This is a genomic window from Microbulbifer maximicatervae (SeqCode) (genome assembly GCF_052467385.1).
Window position 1 is genome coordinate 369712 of sequence record NZ_CP174311.1, and the last position, 14641, is coordinate 384352.

A 14641-nucleotide genomic window follows, 5' to 3' on the forward strand; every position below is an offset into this window, starting at 1 on the left:
TTATTTGAGCTGTATGGTTAAGTTGGCATGCTCTGCATGCTCTATATCACTGTCAAACCAGCGTGCCGTAACAGTTTTGGTTTCGGTATAAAACCGTACAGCTTGTTTTCCATAAGCGTGTTGATCACCATAAAAAGACGCTCGCCAGCCGGTAAAGCTAAAGAAAGGTAATGGAACTGGAATAGGTACGTTAATACCGACTTGGCCCACTAATATTTCGTGCTGAAACTTGCGTGCGGCAGCGCCACTAGCCGTAAATATTGAGGTGCCATTGCCGTAGGGGCAGTTATTGATTAATTGGATTGCTTCTTCCAGGGAGTCGGCATTTACCAGGCAAAGTACGGGACCAAAAATCTCGTCGGTATAGATCGACATGTCCGAGGTAACATTGGCAAATAGGGTGGGACCAACCCAGTTCCCATTGGGAAACCCTTCGACAGTAATTTCAGAGCCATCTAACACACAGCAGGCGCCTTCCTTTTTGCCCTGGGCGATATACCCAAGCACCCTCTCACGAGCAGCGGGTGATATTAGTGGGCCGAAGCCCGCTTGCGTATCCTTCCAATGACCGGGCTTGATAGCTGACATAGCGTCTTTAATGTCGTCTACCCATTGTTGTGTCTCCCCAACAAGTACAGCGACGGAAATCGCCATGCAGCGTTGCCCGGCAGCTCCGATGGATGATCCAACAATATTATTAATAGCCGCAGCCTTATTGGCATCGGGCATCACGACCATATGGTTTTTGGCACCGGCAAAAGCTTGAACTCGTTTTAGGTGCTGGGTACCCGTCTGGTAAATATGCCGCCCCACGGGGACTGAACCAACGAATGAAATGGCCTGAATGCCGGGATGCGTTAGAAGAAAATCCACCTGTTCCCTGCCGCCATGTACTACCTGTAAAACACCTGCAGGAGCGCCAGCTTCAGCAAATAATTCGGCCAGTTTGCAAGGCGTGACAGGGTCCTGTTCAGAAGGTTTCAGAATAAAAGTATTCCCACAGGCAATCGCCATTGGAAACATCCATAGTGGAATCATTGCGGGGAAATTAAATGGTGTGATCCCCGCACAAACTCCAATAGGTTGTAGATAGGAGTAACAGTCGATGGTGTTGGCAACATTCTCTACGGTTTCACCCATCATTAGTGAAGCGATATTGGCTGCATGCTCAACAACCTCAATACCGCGCCAGACGTCCCCTTTGGCATCCTCAAAAGTTTTACCTGTTTCCTCGCTGAGGATTTCAGCCAGCAGCTCCTGATTTTCTTTCAGAAGCGCCTGATACCTCAACATAATCCGTGCCCTTGCGGTAACCGGCGTATTTCGCCATTGGTCAAATGTTTCTTTGGCGGAAATTACTGCATTTTCCAGTTCAGTCGGGGTAGACAATGGTGCCTGTGTAATAACATCGCCGGTAGCGGGGTTGGTTACATCCAGCCACTCAGTACTTTTGGACTGAATCCACTCACCACCAATCAATATTGGCAACTTGGAAGGAATATTCTTATTCATGTTAATTAAAGCGCCGAGAGGAGGGAATTTTATCCAACAGTTTAGGTGTTTATTCGCGATTAAAGAGGAATATCACGCTGCTTTTATGACTATCCACTTTTATTGAGTAGAAGGTTGATTGACCAAAAAATTAAAATAAATGTATTTGATTATCTTTGTAGAATAGATCGCAAATAATTAATATCCATAAGAAATGAAAAAATAATTTTGCACTGTACGGCTAGTATCTTGTGACTGGCAATTCGGCTTTGGATTAATGTCCAGCTTAAACGTTGTTGTCGTAATGTAACTAGTGAAGAATAAAAGAGGATTATTCAATGTATTTTATGATAAAAAGAATACTGATTGTAATCGGATTAATGATATCTCCCATATTTGTTGGTGCTACCACTCTAAGTGACTTAAGTGCACATGAGCCTAGCTCTGACGAAACCTGGGCCGAGCAATGGTTCTATAACATTGCAATTCCCGATGTGGGATATTTCAAAGTTAGTTTACAAACCTATATTGCACCTGACTTTGCAGTTGCCAAGCCTAAAGCCTATATCCATTTAGCTTTTTCTTCAGAGACCGGAGCTACCACGAAGTATGATCTCTTTTATGATGAAGTGATCTTGAAGCACCCCGAAGGCATTGATGCGTTCTACTATGAAGTCCCGGGAGTAGTTGTGGCCGATGAGCAGGGTGTACAGGTCTTACATCCAGATTTCTTGTTTAATATGGAGTGGGCTGGTGAACACCACCATTACTGGCATGGGTTAAATCCCGGTCAAACCCCTTTTGGATTTATTCCTGAGATACCTGGGGTAGGAGGAAAGTGGTTCCTATATACGGTCGGTACCCCAGTCAATTACAGTTATTTTGATGGTTCTATGTCTCTAGCCGGTGCTGGCTATGCGCAATTGGATAAGGGCTGGTATGACAAAGAATCCAGTGCCGGTATGATCTATTCAATGGGGCTAACAGATGACCTCTACTATATGATTACCGGAGCTAAACTGGGTGAATCAGAGATTGAAATGTGGGCGGGGCGATATGTTTCTGAGGAGCATGACCTGATTTTTTTACCGGCTTTTAATGGTTTCTCTGTTAAGCGGGAAGCAGACGCCTGTTCAGGTTATCTACAAGTTGAACTTAACAAAATTTCATACAAGTTAGTTGTCGAAGCAAAAGCAGACATTGCCAGCTTTTATCCACTGGAGTTTCCCTCTGTAATTATTTTTGGTGGTGAGCAGAGTTATATGAAATCCATGCAGGCAGATGTCAACTTCTATCTGTATCAATTTGGACAGCTGAAGGAGCAAATTCAAATTCCTCAGGCCTTGCTCGAATTTAGTGGGCCATTGGCGTGTGATGATTTTTTTGACTAAAGAAGAGTGGTATAAAAGAAGAAGTTATTGGGTTTGCAGGAGTTAAATTAACTCCTGCAAATACTTTATTGTATCTGATCGAGAGCGTATTGTATCCATGCAAAGAAAATAGGTTTGTGAAATTTGTGTGAGCAATTGCATAGCTTTGAGGCATTTTAGTTGTACATAGTTCTTTATGAAAAAGCTTAAATTCAATGTTTTTGGTAGAGAGGTTTTGATCGAAAGGCAGTCGAATAGCTGGGCCACATTCTATCAGGGCAATGAAGGTAAGCGTCGCAGTGCCGGGATATCAATACCTTCGGAAATTAGTGAGAAAGATTTAGCCCAATACTTGGCAGATATCTGCCATGAATGGGCAAGTGAGCGGTACCCTGTTGTGGTGCGTATAGATGTAGAGTAAATATGTTGGCAAGTAAATAAAGATGAGAATAGGGGGGCTTTAAATCCATTTCATTGGTTAAAGTAAAATCAGTTTTTTCCCTGTGCCGGGTAGTGTTATTTGTGTGTTTAAGTTGGCTACTATTACTTTCTGTCTTATAAGGTAAATAGTGAATATTTTCATGTGACAAATAGAAAATATGGGTTGGTCTTTTGAGCGCTGCTGACATACTAATTTCCTACCGGGGAAGATTGTCTTAATAGGAGAGGTGTTCAATGAATAAAGCGTTACTTATAATTGATATGCAGAATGATTTCGTTCTGCCGGGCGCTCCATGTCGAATTTTTGGTGCTTATTCTACGATATCTAAGGTTAGGCGTGTTTTAGAATTTTTCAGGAAGCATAACCTGCCGATATTTCATGTTGTTCGGGAGTATCGAGAGGACGGTAGTGATATTGAAAATTTCAGGTATCAGGATTTTATGACTAATAAAAAATATGCCGTTCCAAATACACCTGGATGTAAAATTATAGATGAGTTACAACCATTTGAGGGGGAATATAAAATCATTAAAAATAGGTTTAGTGGTTTTATGAATACTGAACTGGACTCCATTCTAAGACGTTTAAAAATTAATGAGCTAGTTGTTACCGGTACTCAGTACCCAAACTGTGTTAGGGCCACAGTTTATGATGCGGTTTGCTTGCATTACGAGGTAACCATTATTACTGATGCAACCTCAGCCCAAACGATAGAGATTGCCAAGGCCAATATTGTCGATATGAAAAACATTGGTGTAAAGTTTTTATCCAGTGATGAGTTGATACGAGCTATGAGCCCCTAGGTGTTAATAATTTAGATGTTAATATTGTTTTTCCTGAGGGGCATGTTTCATGTACTGGTGTATTAAGTAATATTGTTGGATTTTTAAAATACAAAAATTAAAAGTCAGTTGAATAGGGAGCAAGCGAAACAGGTCCTAAAGGCACCTGCTTCATAATGATAATTGTAATTGTGAATTTATTTATTGGGCTGTCTAATTTACTCCAAATTTATTCGGGAAATTTCCTCTTTATGACTAAAGCCGTTAGTCTCAAGATTAGTTTTCAATTCTAGTGTATAGGTGAGCAGGGTATAGTCTTTGGCATCGGCTTTACAGGTAAAGCCCATGGATTTTGCGAAACTGTCCACTCGTCTATTTTGTGCTGACTCAATCGAATAGATTCGTTCAAGCCCCTGATCCTGGGCGCAGTTGATGAGTCGCTTTAACATTAAGCGTCCCAAACCTAACCCCTGCCAGTCATCGCTCACCACAACGGCACACTCACAAGCGCGTCCGTCAACGTCAAGTGCGTAGTGTGCTATAGCAACGGCTCTCTGTGCTCTGTCACTACTGCAGAGTGCAATAAAAGCTTCATGTACATGGTGGTCGTTATCGGTGAGTAACTCCAATAGCTTTTGGCTGGCTTTACAGCTTCCGCCAATAAAGCGATCGCGGCGAGTTTCTGGAGACAACTGTTCAATTAATTCTTTCTCAAGCTGGCCATCACTGCGACAGATGGGGCGTATCGAGACTTTGCGTCCATTGCCGAGGGTGATCAGCTCAACTTGGTGTTCAGTATTCACACTGTTGTTGGGTGACATAACGGTTCCTATCCTGGCTGCTTTGAGCAGCTTTGTTTTACAAGTTCGCAACGGGATGGGGTATCTCAAAGATAGACGCTCGCGCTGCGAACGTGAAACTATGTTACGGTCCTGAAGACGACCTCCCCAACAACTGCTCTGTATAAACCTATAAAGGAAAGGAGTTTGGCAGGGTGAAACTATACAGTCAGCCTTTGTGTGGTATAGTACCGCCGCTGATTTTTCTCAGCTGCGTCATTTGTAGGCCGGTGATCCGCCGGTAGCCCCTCCGGAACTTTTCAAAAATTCTTCCAGGAAATTTCTACTGAATGCCGCGCGCCGGTTACGAGGACTGGCGATTAGACGGCTGTACACGCTGGGAGCAATACAGGCTCCCGATGTCGACTCCGATTTCTCTCTTCATTCCCTCAGGGGGAGTGAGTGTGTTTGATTGCGCCTGCGGCGCAGTTCGAGGTTTTTTTATGTTGTTTGAAGATCTGGGCCTTGCCCAGGAGATTGCCCGTGCCGTTGCAGAGCAGGGATACACTGCGCCTACGCCAATCCAGGCACAAGCTATTCCAGCGGTAATGAAGGGCAGCGATATTATGGCCGCAGCCCAAACTGGTACCGGTAAGACGGCTGGCTTCACTTTGCCGCTGTTGCATCGTCTTAGCCAGGGGGAGCGCGCTAGAAAAGGGCAAGTACGCGCACTGGTACTCACTCCAACCCGTGAATTGGCGGCTCAGGTTTTCGATAATGTGCAGGGGTACAGCCAGTACCTGCCTATGCGCCATGCGGTGGTGTTTGGTGGTGTGAAGATCAACCCCCAGATTTCTCGTCTGCGAGGCGGAGCGGATATTTTGGTAGCTACCCCTGGGCGCTTGCTGGATCTGCACAATCAAGGGGCAATTCGCTTCGATCGCTTAGAAGCCCTGGTACTTGATGAAGCAGACCGCATGCTAGATATGGGCTTCATTCACGATATCAAACGAGTATTGAGGATTTTACCGGCTAAGCGTCAGAACCTTCTATTCTCCGCAACTTTTTCACCAGATATTCGTCAGCTGGCGAAAGGCTTGGTAAAAGACCCGCTGGAAATTGATGTCAGTCCACGCAACTCCACTACTAAAACGGTGCGACAGAAACTCCATCCTGTGGATAAGACTCGAAAAACGAAACTGCTTAGTCATTTGATTAGGGTGAATAACTGGCACCAAGCCTTGGTCTTTAGTCGAACTAAACATGGTGCCAACAGGCTGGTGAAGCAGCTCGAAGGTGACGGCATCCTGGCAGCAGCCATTCATGGTAATAAAAGTCAAAATGCACGAACTCGTGCCCTGGCGGACTTTAAGGCTGGCAAGGTTCAGATTCTTGTGGCGACTGATATCGCGGCCCGAGGCATCGACATTGACCAACTGCCCCAGGTAGTAAATTTTGATTTGCCCAATGTGCCTGAGGACTATGTCCACCGTATTGGCCGCACAGGGCGTGCGGGCGCTCAGGGGCAAGCGGTATCCCTTGTTAGCGCTGATGAGATTAAGCAGCTTCGGGATATTGAGCGCTTGATCGGCAAGCCAATTCCGCGTGAGGAAATTGAAGAGTTTGAGCCGGACCACCAGGTGCCCGCATCCGGTAATCCAAAGCGGGGTGGGTTGCAAAAGCCCGGCTCCAGCAAGCGCCCTGCGAGTAACTCTCAGAAGAGTGAAGGGCGGCGTGAAGCGCGCGGCAATAGCGAGGAACGTCGGGGCAACCGCGGCAATGGACGCGGTAAGCCTGAGGGGCGTGGAAATTCTAGCGGCCGCAGTGGTAACGCCTCTGCGGGTAAAGGGGCCCCAGCCAAGCGCGTGGGCGGTAACGGTAAAGGGCGCGGTGCTGAGGCTGGTCGCAGTGATGGACAGAAACCACAACGAGCTCCGAGACGGCGTCCTACTACTAGAGGGCGCTCTGAAAGTGCCTAGTATTTTGCTGGACTCTTAATGCCGATAATAAGGTATTCACCTGCGAAGGTGTTGTAATCTTTAATATCGAGTTATAAGAGTAACAAGCATCTAAAAAAGAGCCTCAAAATGAGGCTCTTTTTACATTTACTGTTTTTTATAGTTCGCCATATAATCCAAAGTTAACAGGGTCAGCGCTTCAGTGCCCTTGCGCAAAGCATCCTCATCCACATAGAAAAGCGGTGAGTGATTGCTTGGCGCTTGGCTGGCATCCTGATCCCTAGGAGTTACTCCCAGGAAATAGAAAAAGCCAGGGACCTCATTGGCGTAGTAGGAGAAATCTTCTGCCCCCGTGATTTTGGGTACTTCTACAACATTCTTGTCGCCGACAGCAGATCTCAGAATAGGCAGGGCCATTTCTGTCAGCTCTGCATTATTTATCGTTACCGGATAGCCTTCCAGAATCTCCACATCTGCGCTTGCACCGGAGCTTTTAGCAATTAACTCCGCAGTGGTTTTTAAGCGTTTGAAAATTTCTGCACGGTTATCCATATCAAAATTACGGATGGTGCCATTCAGATAGACACTATCGGGAATGATATTGTTGCGGACACCACCGTCAATACGTCCGAAAGAAACGACTGCGGGCTCTTTGGTGATGTCGATCTGGCGGCTGACAATGGCTTGGGTGCCCATTACGACTTGTGCGGCGGCGACAATAGGGTCCACTCCACCCCAGGGGCGTGAGCCATGGGTTTGGCGGCCATTGATGGTAATACGGAATTCATCGGCAGCGGCCATAAGCGGGCCCGAGCGATAGCCGATGACGCCGGTGGGTAGCGAGGAAGTGACATGCTGGCCAAAGGCCACGTCCGGCTTGTACTTCTTGAAGATCCCTTCTTTGAGCATCAACTCCGCGCCACCTTCTTCATTGTCCGGTGCGCCTTCTTCTGCGGGCTGGAATATAAACAAGACGTTTCCAGCCAGCTCATCGCGAAGGCCTGCCAGGACCTCGGCAGTGCCCATCAGCATGGCCACATGGGTATCGTGGCCACAGGCATGCATAACGCCAACATCTTTACCTTGGTAAGTGGTTCTCGCTTTGGAAGCGAAGGGCACATCGGTTCTCTCGGTGACTGGCAGAGCGTCCATGTCCGCGCGCAAGGCAACAGTTGGTCCCGGTTTTCCGCCTCTCAAAAAGCCCACAAGGCCGGTATGGGCGATACCGGTTTCCACTTCAAGGCCCAGTGCACGTAAGTGTTTTTCAATATATTTGGCTGTTTCAAATTCGCGATTGCCCAGTTCTGGGTTCTGATGCAGGTGGCGGCGCCACTCAATCACTTTGGACTCAGTGTTTTCCAGCAATTGCTGAGGCTTAGGATCGCTTGCAGAAGCATGGGTAGCTAGCAGCGATGCACCGATTGCGATGGGCAGGAGCAGTTTTTTCACAGCACAATTCCTTCATTCTCATTATCGTCGGCTGATTCTACCCCAGATTTTGCGTAACGGACTCCCTCGAGCTGGCTTGCCTTTATATATTTTGAGTTTCCGCTGTTGACATGATGAACCGAACGGTTCAAGATGTTCTACATATGTTGTGGAAAGAGCTATAACCACAGAACAATGAGGGTTGCAGGCGGCTCTCAAGGTTTTCACGAGACTGAGTGGCACAGAAAGTTATACTGATTGGTCATAGGTTGTAAATAATTAGAGATGTTTAACTTGTCGAGCCCTCTAATTATTTCTTAGGGGATAATTAACGAGTTAATTTGTAATGATAACAATAGGCAGGTTACTAATATATCTGTATGTCTCAGGCATATATAAATAATTATTATATTTATTGTTAGATTTACGACACTGTAAATTAGGTGTTCTCTTAACTCGGTGGCTCTCTCGTGGTCGCCCCTGTGTTGGGGAAAGTTAAGCTTTGCCTGATTATTGGCTACCATTACTTACAAAGAAGTGGTTCTTATAGCGCCTAAAGCGATAACTCTTTATTGATGTCTCGGCCACATTTACGGTTTGGCTGATGGCATTAGTGTACCTTTTTATCAAATTTTGTAGCTGATCTTATATTGGCTATTACGGGATTCTGTGGCCGTAAGTAAATATTCATTTCTTAGGTTGTTGATTAATTATTTTTTTATCAAGTTGTTTGAAGGAGCTGATTTAATGTCATCCCCCCAATTACCTTCGAATTGGGTCAGCCGTTATGCGGATTGGCTTATTCGATATCGATGGCTGGTAGCCATTGGCGCACTACTGTTAGCCTTCTTTGCGGTAAGTGGAGCAAGATTCCTGGGTTTCAACAATGATTACCGGGCATTCTTTAGTGAAGCTAATCCTCAACTACAAGCTTATGAGCAAATCCAGCGCACTTACACTAAGAATGACAATATTCTGTTTGCGGTAGTGCCTAAAGATGGCAATGCCTTTTCCAATGATGCCCTGGCAGCCGTAGAGGAGATGACCGAGAAATCCTGGTTGTTACCCTATGCGCTGCGGGTGGATTCAATCACCAACTTCCAGCACACCATTGCTGAGGAAGATGACCTCCTGGTACAGGACTTGGTGGAAAATGCCAGCAATTTAGATGCCGAAACCCTGGCCTATATCAAGGCTGTAGCGCTGGCAGATCCCACCTTGAAGGAGCGCCTGGTAAATAATGATGGTTCCGTTACAGGGATAAATATCACCTTCCAGCTTCCACAAAAATCCATGCATGAAACCCCTGAAGCGGCTGAAGCTGCACAGGCATTGATGGAAGAGATTGAGGCAAAATACGATGTAGAGGTCTATGCGACCGGTATTATTTTACTGAGTAATGCATTTTTTGAAGCCTCTCAGTCAGATATGAGCACTTTAGTTCCGCTCATGTATCTGGTGATTATTGCGGTTGTATTTTTGTTGGTGCGGAGCTTCAGTGCGACTTTTGCAGCGCTGTTGGTTATCGTCTTCTCCATGGCCGCAGGCATGGGTTTGGCCGGTTTTATAGGTGTTAAATTGACACCGCCCTCCGCTTCTGCGCCCACCATTATCATGACTCTTGCAGTGGCGGACTCGATACATATATTGGTGAGTCTGTTTGCTGCAATGCGCCGTGGACTCAGCAAGCACGATTCAATTAAAGAGAGCTTGCAGCTCAACATGGGGCCTGTGTTCTTAACTTCGATCACTACCGCCATTGGCTTTTTGTCGATGAACTTTTCCGATGCGCCTCCCTTCCACGATCTGGGTAATATTACCGCGATGGGTGTGATGGTGGCTTTCTTCTTATCGGTTACCTTACTGCCTGCATTGATGGCGATACTGCCAGCCAAGAGTCGCGCCAGTGAATCCAAAATTGGACGCTCCATGGATACTCTGGGAGATTTTGTGATTCGCCGCCAGCGCCCGATATTACTCGCGGGAGTCATTGTCTCGTTGGGATTACTGGCAATGATTCCAAACAATGAGATTAATGATGACTTTGTTGGTTACTTTGATGAATCTGTGGAGTTCCGAACCGATTCAGATTATATCAATGACAACCTATCTGGTATTTACCAGCTGATTTACTCGATCGAATCCGGTGACAACAATGGTGTTAGCAATCCGGAATTTCTTGCCAATCTGGAGCGTTTCACTGAGTGGATGCAGGCCCAGCCCGGGGTGCGCCATGTCAATACCATTGGCGATACTTTCAAGCGCTTGAACAAAAATCTGCATGCTGACGATCCGGCCTACTACAGGTTGCCCGAAGACCAGGAATTGGCAGCCCAGTATTTATTACTGTACGAGCTGTCTCTCCCCTATGGCTTGGATTTAAATAATCAGCTGAATGTGGCTAAGTCGTCGACGCAGATTATTGTAACTCTCGATAATCTCAAGTCGAAAGAACTCAAAACGGTAGCTGATGCCGGCAGTAATTGGCTGGAGAAAAACATTGGTGTAACTGCCTATGGTGTAGGTCCGGCGATCATGTTTGCCAATATTGCCGAGCGCAATATGGAGGGCATGTTGGTGGGCACTCTGGTTGCGCTGGTGTTAATTTCTGCACTGATTGGTATTGCCCTGCGCAGTGTTAAACTCGGTTTCTTAAGCTTAATTCCCAATTTGTTGCCGGCCGGCCTGGCATTTGGCCTCTGGGGTGCACTGGTAGCTGAAGTCAATGTGGCTGTCACTATGGTGACCGGTATGGCACTGGGTATTGTGGTAGATGACACAGTGCACTTCCTCAGTAAATACCTGCGCCAGCGCCGTGCAGGCTATAACGTGGAGGATGGACTGCGTTACGCCTTCTCTTCAGTGGGTGTAGCGATAGTTGTGACCTCAGTCATTCTGATTGCCGGATTTATGGTGTTGGCCCAGTCCTCCTTCGGTATGAATTCTTCCATGGCACTTCTGACCGCAATTTGCATTTTGATGGCCTTGCTGGCGGATTTCCTACTTCTTCCGATTCTCTTGATGAAGCTCGATGCCAAGGCATACGACCCCGCTATTACCTCTATTGAAAATAAGGAGCAAAACTATGCAACCCAGCCGCTCTAATAAACCGTTTTTGACACGGGCCCTAGCAGGTGCCCTGGCTCTGGCAGCTTTATCTGTTTCTGCCAGTGAACTGGATCTGGCCGCAGAAAAAGGTCTGGAAATTGCCAAGGAGGCGGACCGCCGCGACTTGGGATTCGGCGATCTCAGCAACAGCCTAACAATGACCCTGCGCAATAAATATGGTGAGGAGAGTGTGCGGGCTATGCGCACCAAAACTCTGGAGCAGGAAAATGACGGAGATAAATCCCTGGTGATTTTTGACAACCCTCGGGATGTAAAGGGCACAGCATTTTTGTCCTTTACTCATAAAGTGGGCTCCGATGACCAGTGGCTCTATTTGCCTGCTTTAAAGCGAGTAAAGCGTATTTCCTCCAGTAACAAGTCTGGACCATTTATGGGTAGTGAATTCTCCTATGAAGATATCGCCTCACAGGAGGTGGAGAAATACACCTACAAATATCTGCGCAACGAGTCTTTCGATGGCCGCGATCACTTTGTTCTGGAGTTGGACCCGGTTGATCCTAAATCCGGTTATTCCATTCAACACCTTTGGGTTGATACAGAGGAGTACCGCGCATGGAGAACCGACTATTATGACCGAAAAGGGGACCTGATGAAGACCCTCACGATTTCCGACTACAACCAGTACGGCGATCAATACTGGCGAGCCAATAAAATGGAAATGGTTAATCATCAGACTGGTAAATCCACAGAGTTGTTGTACGGCGACTGGGTATTTGGCAATGGTTTTACCGATCGCGACTTCACCAAAAATAGTCTCTCCAGGGCGAAATAGGGATTGCGCCCATGGTTAACCGAAAAATACTCACTTTGTTGCCACTATTGGCGGCGTTGAGTCATATGGCTGGAGCAAATGAGTTGAGCGGTTATGCGGGCCTGGAGGCCCGCGCATTCACCGCAGACCCTTTGGATTCAGCACAAAGTGATGCCGGTCTTTCTGCGTCTTTAAATCTCGAGTACTACCGGGATTTTGACGATGGAAACCAGCGTGTTGTGGCCAGTGTCTTTGGGCGCTGGGACAGTGAGGATAGCGATCGCAATCACGCGGATCTCGGCGAGCTTTACTGGTGGAAAGCTTACGATAGTTTCGAGCTTTACGCCGGGGTGCGCAAAGTATTTTGGGGAGTTACTGAAACCGTGCATTTGGTGGATGTGATTAACCAGGATGATGCGCTGGAAAATATCGATGGTGAAGACAAGCTTGGCCAACCCATGATTAACCTCCTGATGGAGCGTGATTGGGGAACACTGGAGGTGTACGGTTTACTGGGCTTTCGCGAGCGTCAGTTTGCTGGCCGGGAAGGGCGATTGCGTGCTCCGCTGCCGGTGGATAAGGATGCTGCGGTCTATCAATCTGACCGGGAGGAGAAGCATATAGATTGGGCCTTGCGTTACAGCCATGTACTTGGAGATTGGGACCTGGGCCTCAGCCATTTTTCCGGTACTAATCGGGATCCATTATTATTGCTTACGGAAGATGGCTTGCTTGCGCCTTACTATGCACAGATCGATCAGACGGGTGTGGACATCCAAACTACCCGTGGAGATTGGTTGTGGAAGTTTGAAGCTATTTCATTTAAACCTCGCGGTGAAGATCGCCAGACAGCGGCTGTCGGCGGTTTCGAATATACATTTTACGGTATTGGCGAAACGATCTCAGATCTTGGGGTATTAATGGAGTATCAATTTGATGATCGTACCGGACCTTGGTCTACGGCCAGTCAAAATGACATTGCAATAGGTGCGCGATACGCCCTAAATAATACCCAGGATACGGAGCTTTTATTTGCCGTAAGTACCGATTTGGATAACGGTAGTCGTTTTTCCAATCTGGAACTGACCCACCGACTAAATGACCGCTGGTTAATGGAAGCAGAGGCGCGTTTTTTCGGTAATGCCGATGAAGAAGACCCTACCTACAATTTGCGCAACGACGACTATTTTCAGTTGGAATTACGTCGCTATTTTTAAAAGTTAATTCTCACAGGAATACCCCCATTCCCACCCCAAAGAGGCAAGAAGTTTTGGGGTGGGCTTTTTTTAGGGAAGTGTATACTGGTCCAGAATTGTGGATAGCTGTTGGTAACTGTTTTTGCCTGCTGTAGTACTGCCCGTGCCTTTATTCAGGGCCACTACGCCACGGCTTACCGCCATAACCATCGCGGCGAGGGCGGCACAATCGACACCGGCCTGCAATTGGCCATCGTCAATAGCCTTTTGCATACGGGTTTCGATCCGGTTCAGCATATCATTGGTACCCTTGGCTACCAGATCAGCGAGAAATCCTTCACTGGCGCCCACCTCCATAGCTGCCATAGTAGCGATACAGCCTTCAGGAGTTTCAGAGCTCTCCATACCTGACTGAAGCATTTCCAGGAAGCCGCCCATGGCTGTGCGGAAGTCCGGGTGGTTCAAAGTATCCATAGCATCGCAGGCATATTGGGTGTGGAAATGTTCCAGACAGCGGCCGTACAACCCTTCCTTGCTTTGGAAGGTGTTGTAGATACTGGATTTATTCAGTCCCATGGCCGATTCAAGATCCGACAAGGAAGTTGCTTTGTAGCCTTTTTCCCAGAAAACGCGCATGGCCTTGTCTAGTACTTGTGACTCATCGAACTGCTTGCGCCCACTCATTTATCGTTACCAAACCTCAAAAAAATGATAGTGACACATCAATCTGGGGTGGGCAAGACAGGACAGGTTTTTGACTGATATTTCACTAATGTGGATGGTTAGTCAGAGAGCTTGGCAGTCTTTGAGCCGGGAGAGCGTGACCAAGGCTTCTGAATTAGAGGGCAAGATTGTCGATGGTGGCGGACCAATTTGGAACAAAGGTATGTTCAGCATTTAGGTTAGGGGTGAGTTACCGTATGGAGTGTTACTATCCAGTTTCCTCTCTTTGATATTTCACCTATGATTTCCCCGTTCAATAATTAGGGGAGAGAGGAAGCATTATGGGAATTTTTGAAAAAGCTAAGGAGCTTGGTGAAAAAGTTAACGAGTCAGTAACTGCATTCAGTAGCGATGAAGTCCTAGCAAATACTGTGATTAAGGCTGTTGAAAAGCAGGAAAAGGTCAATGCTATTTTGAAAGCCAAGGGTTGTAATTACCGGGTTGCCGATATTGACCTGGGTATGGGAATACCGCCGACGGTAACTTTTGGCGTAAGGCGAGTGGATGAACCTGGTGGTGAGACTTGTGATGAAGCAGTCAGTGAAAATTCACAGGTGCAAGTGGGGGCTGACAGAGAATAATAGTTATCCTT

At 46.9% G+C, this 14641-nt stretch carries 13 protein-coding genes; 9 read left to right on the forward strand and 4 right to left on the reverse strand.

Annotation, left to right across the window (positions count from 1 at the left end; genetic code table 11):
• Complete coding sequence (locus ACJJIR_RS01715) at window positions 1-1512, reverse strand: CoA-acylating methylmalonate-semialdehyde dehydrogenase (RefSeq protein ID WP_444907102.1); 1512 nt, start codon at window positions 1510-1512, stop codon at window positions 1-3.
• 317 nt (window positions 1513-1829) lie between these two features.
• On the opposite strand from ACJJIR_RS01715, the gene ACJJIR_RS01720 reads away from it, so the two are divergent.
• The 3 genes from ACJJIR_RS01720 (at window position 1830) to ACJJIR_RS01730 (ending at window position 4106) form a co-directional block, all read left to right on the forward strand.
• Window positions 1830-2882 (forward strand): hypothetical protein, encoded by a 1053-nt coding sequence (locus ACJJIR_RS01720; RefSeq protein WP_444907103.1) that lies wholly within the window; start codon window positions 1830-1832, stop codon window positions 2880-2882.
• A 175-nt stretch (window positions 2883-3057) separates the two neighbouring features.
• Window positions 3058-3282 (forward strand): DUF7661 family protein, encoded by a 225-nt coding sequence (locus tag ACJJIR_RS01725; RefSeq protein ID WP_444907104.1) that lies wholly within the window; start codon window positions 3058-3060, stop codon window positions 3280-3282.
• Window positions 3283-3536: 254 nt separating this feature from the next.
• A complete protein-coding gene (locus ACJJIR_RS01730) occupies window positions 3537-4106 on the forward strand; it encodes a cysteine hydrolase family protein (RefSeq protein WP_444907105.1) in 570 nt (189 codons plus the stop codon).
• 197 nt (window positions 4107-4303) lie between these two features.
• Here the strand turns inward: ACJJIR_RS01730 and ACJJIR_RS01735 are convergent, their stop codons facing one another.
• Complete coding sequence (locus ACJJIR_RS01735) at window positions 4304-4906, reverse strand: GNAT family N-acetyltransferase (RefSeq protein ID WP_444907106.1); 603 nt, start codon at window positions 4904-4906, stop codon at window positions 4304-4306.
• A 461-nt stretch (window positions 4907-5367) separates the two neighbouring features.
• On the opposite strand from ACJJIR_RS01735, the gene ACJJIR_RS01740 reads away from it, so the two are divergent.
• Window positions 5368-6843: a DEAD/DEAH box helicase gene (locus tag ACJJIR_RS01740; RefSeq protein ID WP_444908396.1), complete on the forward strand. Its 1476-nt coding sequence runs from the start codon at window positions 5368-5370 to the stop codon at window positions 6841-6843.
• Between the two features lie 126 nt (window positions 6844-6969).
• Here ACJJIR_RS01740 and ACJJIR_RS01745 read toward each other — a convergent pair whose 3' ends face one another.
• Entirely contained in the window at window positions 6970-8271 is a 1302-nt protein-coding gene (locus ACJJIR_RS01745; RefSeq protein WP_444907107.1) for a M20 family metallopeptidase, read from the reverse strand.
• A gap of 726 nt (window positions 8272-8997) precedes the next feature.
• Here ACJJIR_RS01745 and ACJJIR_RS01750 point away from each other — a divergent pair.
• From ACJJIR_RS01750 to ACJJIR_RS01760, 3 genes are read left to right on the forward strand one after another with little or no spacing between them, the layout of a single operon-like run.
• Window positions 8998-11355, forward strand: a complete 2358-nt coding sequence (locus ACJJIR_RS01750) for an efflux RND transporter permease subunit (RefSeq protein ID WP_444907108.1) — start codon at window positions 8998-9000, stop codon at window positions 11353-11355.
• Window positions 11336-12151, forward strand: a complete 816-nt coding sequence (locus ACJJIR_RS01755; protein ID WP_413663521.1) for an outer membrane lipoprotein-sorting protein — start codon at window positions 11336-11338, stop codon at window positions 12149-12151. Before ACJJIR_RS01750 ends, ACJJIR_RS01755 begins: the two co-directional genes overlap by 20 nt.
• Window positions 12152-12162: 11 nt before the next feature.
• On the forward strand, window positions 12163-13347 hold the full coding sequence (locus ACJJIR_RS01760; protein ID WP_444907109.1) for a hypothetical protein: 1185 nt from the start codon (window positions 12163-12165) through the stop codon (window positions 13345-13347).
• 69 nt (window positions 13348-13416) lie between these two features.
• Here the strand turns inward: ACJJIR_RS01760 and ACJJIR_RS01765 are convergent, their stop codons facing one another.
• The gene (locus ACJJIR_RS01765) at window positions 13417-14010 is read right to left on the reverse strand and encodes a TetR/AcrR family transcriptional regulator (protein WP_444903287.1); all 594 of its coding nucleotides are present in this window, start codon (window positions 14008-14010) and stop codon (window positions 13417-13419) included.
• 70 nt (window positions 14011-14080) lie between these two features.
• Between ACJJIR_RS01765 and ACJJIR_RS01770 the strand changes: the two genes are divergently transcribed.
• Both ACJJIR_RS01770 and ACJJIR_RS01775 read left to right on the forward strand, forming a co-directional pair.
• Window positions 14081-14227 (forward strand): hypothetical protein, encoded by a 147-nt coding sequence (locus tag ACJJIR_RS01770; RefSeq protein WP_444907110.1) that lies wholly within the window; start codon window positions 14081-14083, stop codon window positions 14225-14227.
• Between the two features lie 103 nt (window positions 14228-14330).
• On the forward strand, window positions 14331-14630 hold the full coding sequence (locus tag ACJJIR_RS01775) for a hypothetical protein (RefSeq protein ID WP_444907111.1): 300 nt from the start codon (window positions 14331-14333) through the stop codon (window positions 14628-14630).
• Window positions 14631-14641 lie beyond the last annotated feature (11 nt).

What these genes read in the sequence shown, in the direction of transcription:
- ACJJIR_RS01765 (WP_444903287.1), bottom strand. Translation starts at nt 14,010, where the DNA reads ATGAGTGGGCGCAAGCAGTTCGATGAGTCACAAGTACTAGACAAGGCC.
- ACJJIR_RS01760 (WP_444907109.1), top strand. Translation starts at nt 12,163, where the DNA reads ATGGTTAACCGAAAAATACTCACTTTGTTGCCACTATTGGCGGCGTTG.
- ACJJIR_RS01715 (WP_444907102.1), bottom strand. Translation starts at nt 1,512, where the DNA reads ATGAATAAGAATATTCCTTCCAAGTTGCCAATATTGATTGGTGGTGAG.
- ACJJIR_RS01735 (WP_444907106.1), bottom strand. Translation starts at nt 4,906, where the DNA reads ATGTCACCCAACAACAGTGTGAATACTGAACACCAAGTTGAGCTGATC.
- ACJJIR_RS01755 (WP_413663521.1), top strand. Translation starts at nt 11,336, where the DNA reads ATGCAACCCAGCCGCTCTAATAAACCGTTTTTGACACGGGCCCTAGCA.
- ACJJIR_RS01720 (WP_444907103.1), top strand. Translation starts at nt 1,830, where the DNA reads ATGTATTTTATGATAAAAAGAATACTGATTGTAATCGGATTAATGATA.
- ACJJIR_RS01725 (WP_444907104.1), top strand. Translation starts at nt 3,058, where the DNA reads ATGAAAAAGCTTAAATTCAATGTTTTTGGTAGAGAGGTTTTGATCGAA.
- ACJJIR_RS01750 (WP_444907108.1), top strand. Translation starts at nt 8,998, where the DNA reads ATGTCATCCCCCCAATTACCTTCGAATTGGGTCAGCCGTTATGCGGAT.
- ACJJIR_RS01730 (WP_444907105.1), top strand. Translation starts at nt 3,537, where the DNA reads ATGAATAAAGCGTTACTTATAATTGATATGCAGAATGATTTCGTTCTG.
- ACJJIR_RS01740 (WP_444908396.1), top strand. Translation starts at nt 5,368, where the DNA reads ATGTTGTTTGAAGATCTGGGCCTTGCCCAGGAGATTGCCCGTGCCGTT.
- ACJJIR_RS01775 (WP_444907111.1), top strand. Translation starts at nt 14,331, where the DNA reads ATGGGAATTTTTGAAAAAGCTAAGGAGCTTGGTGAAAAAGTTAACGAG.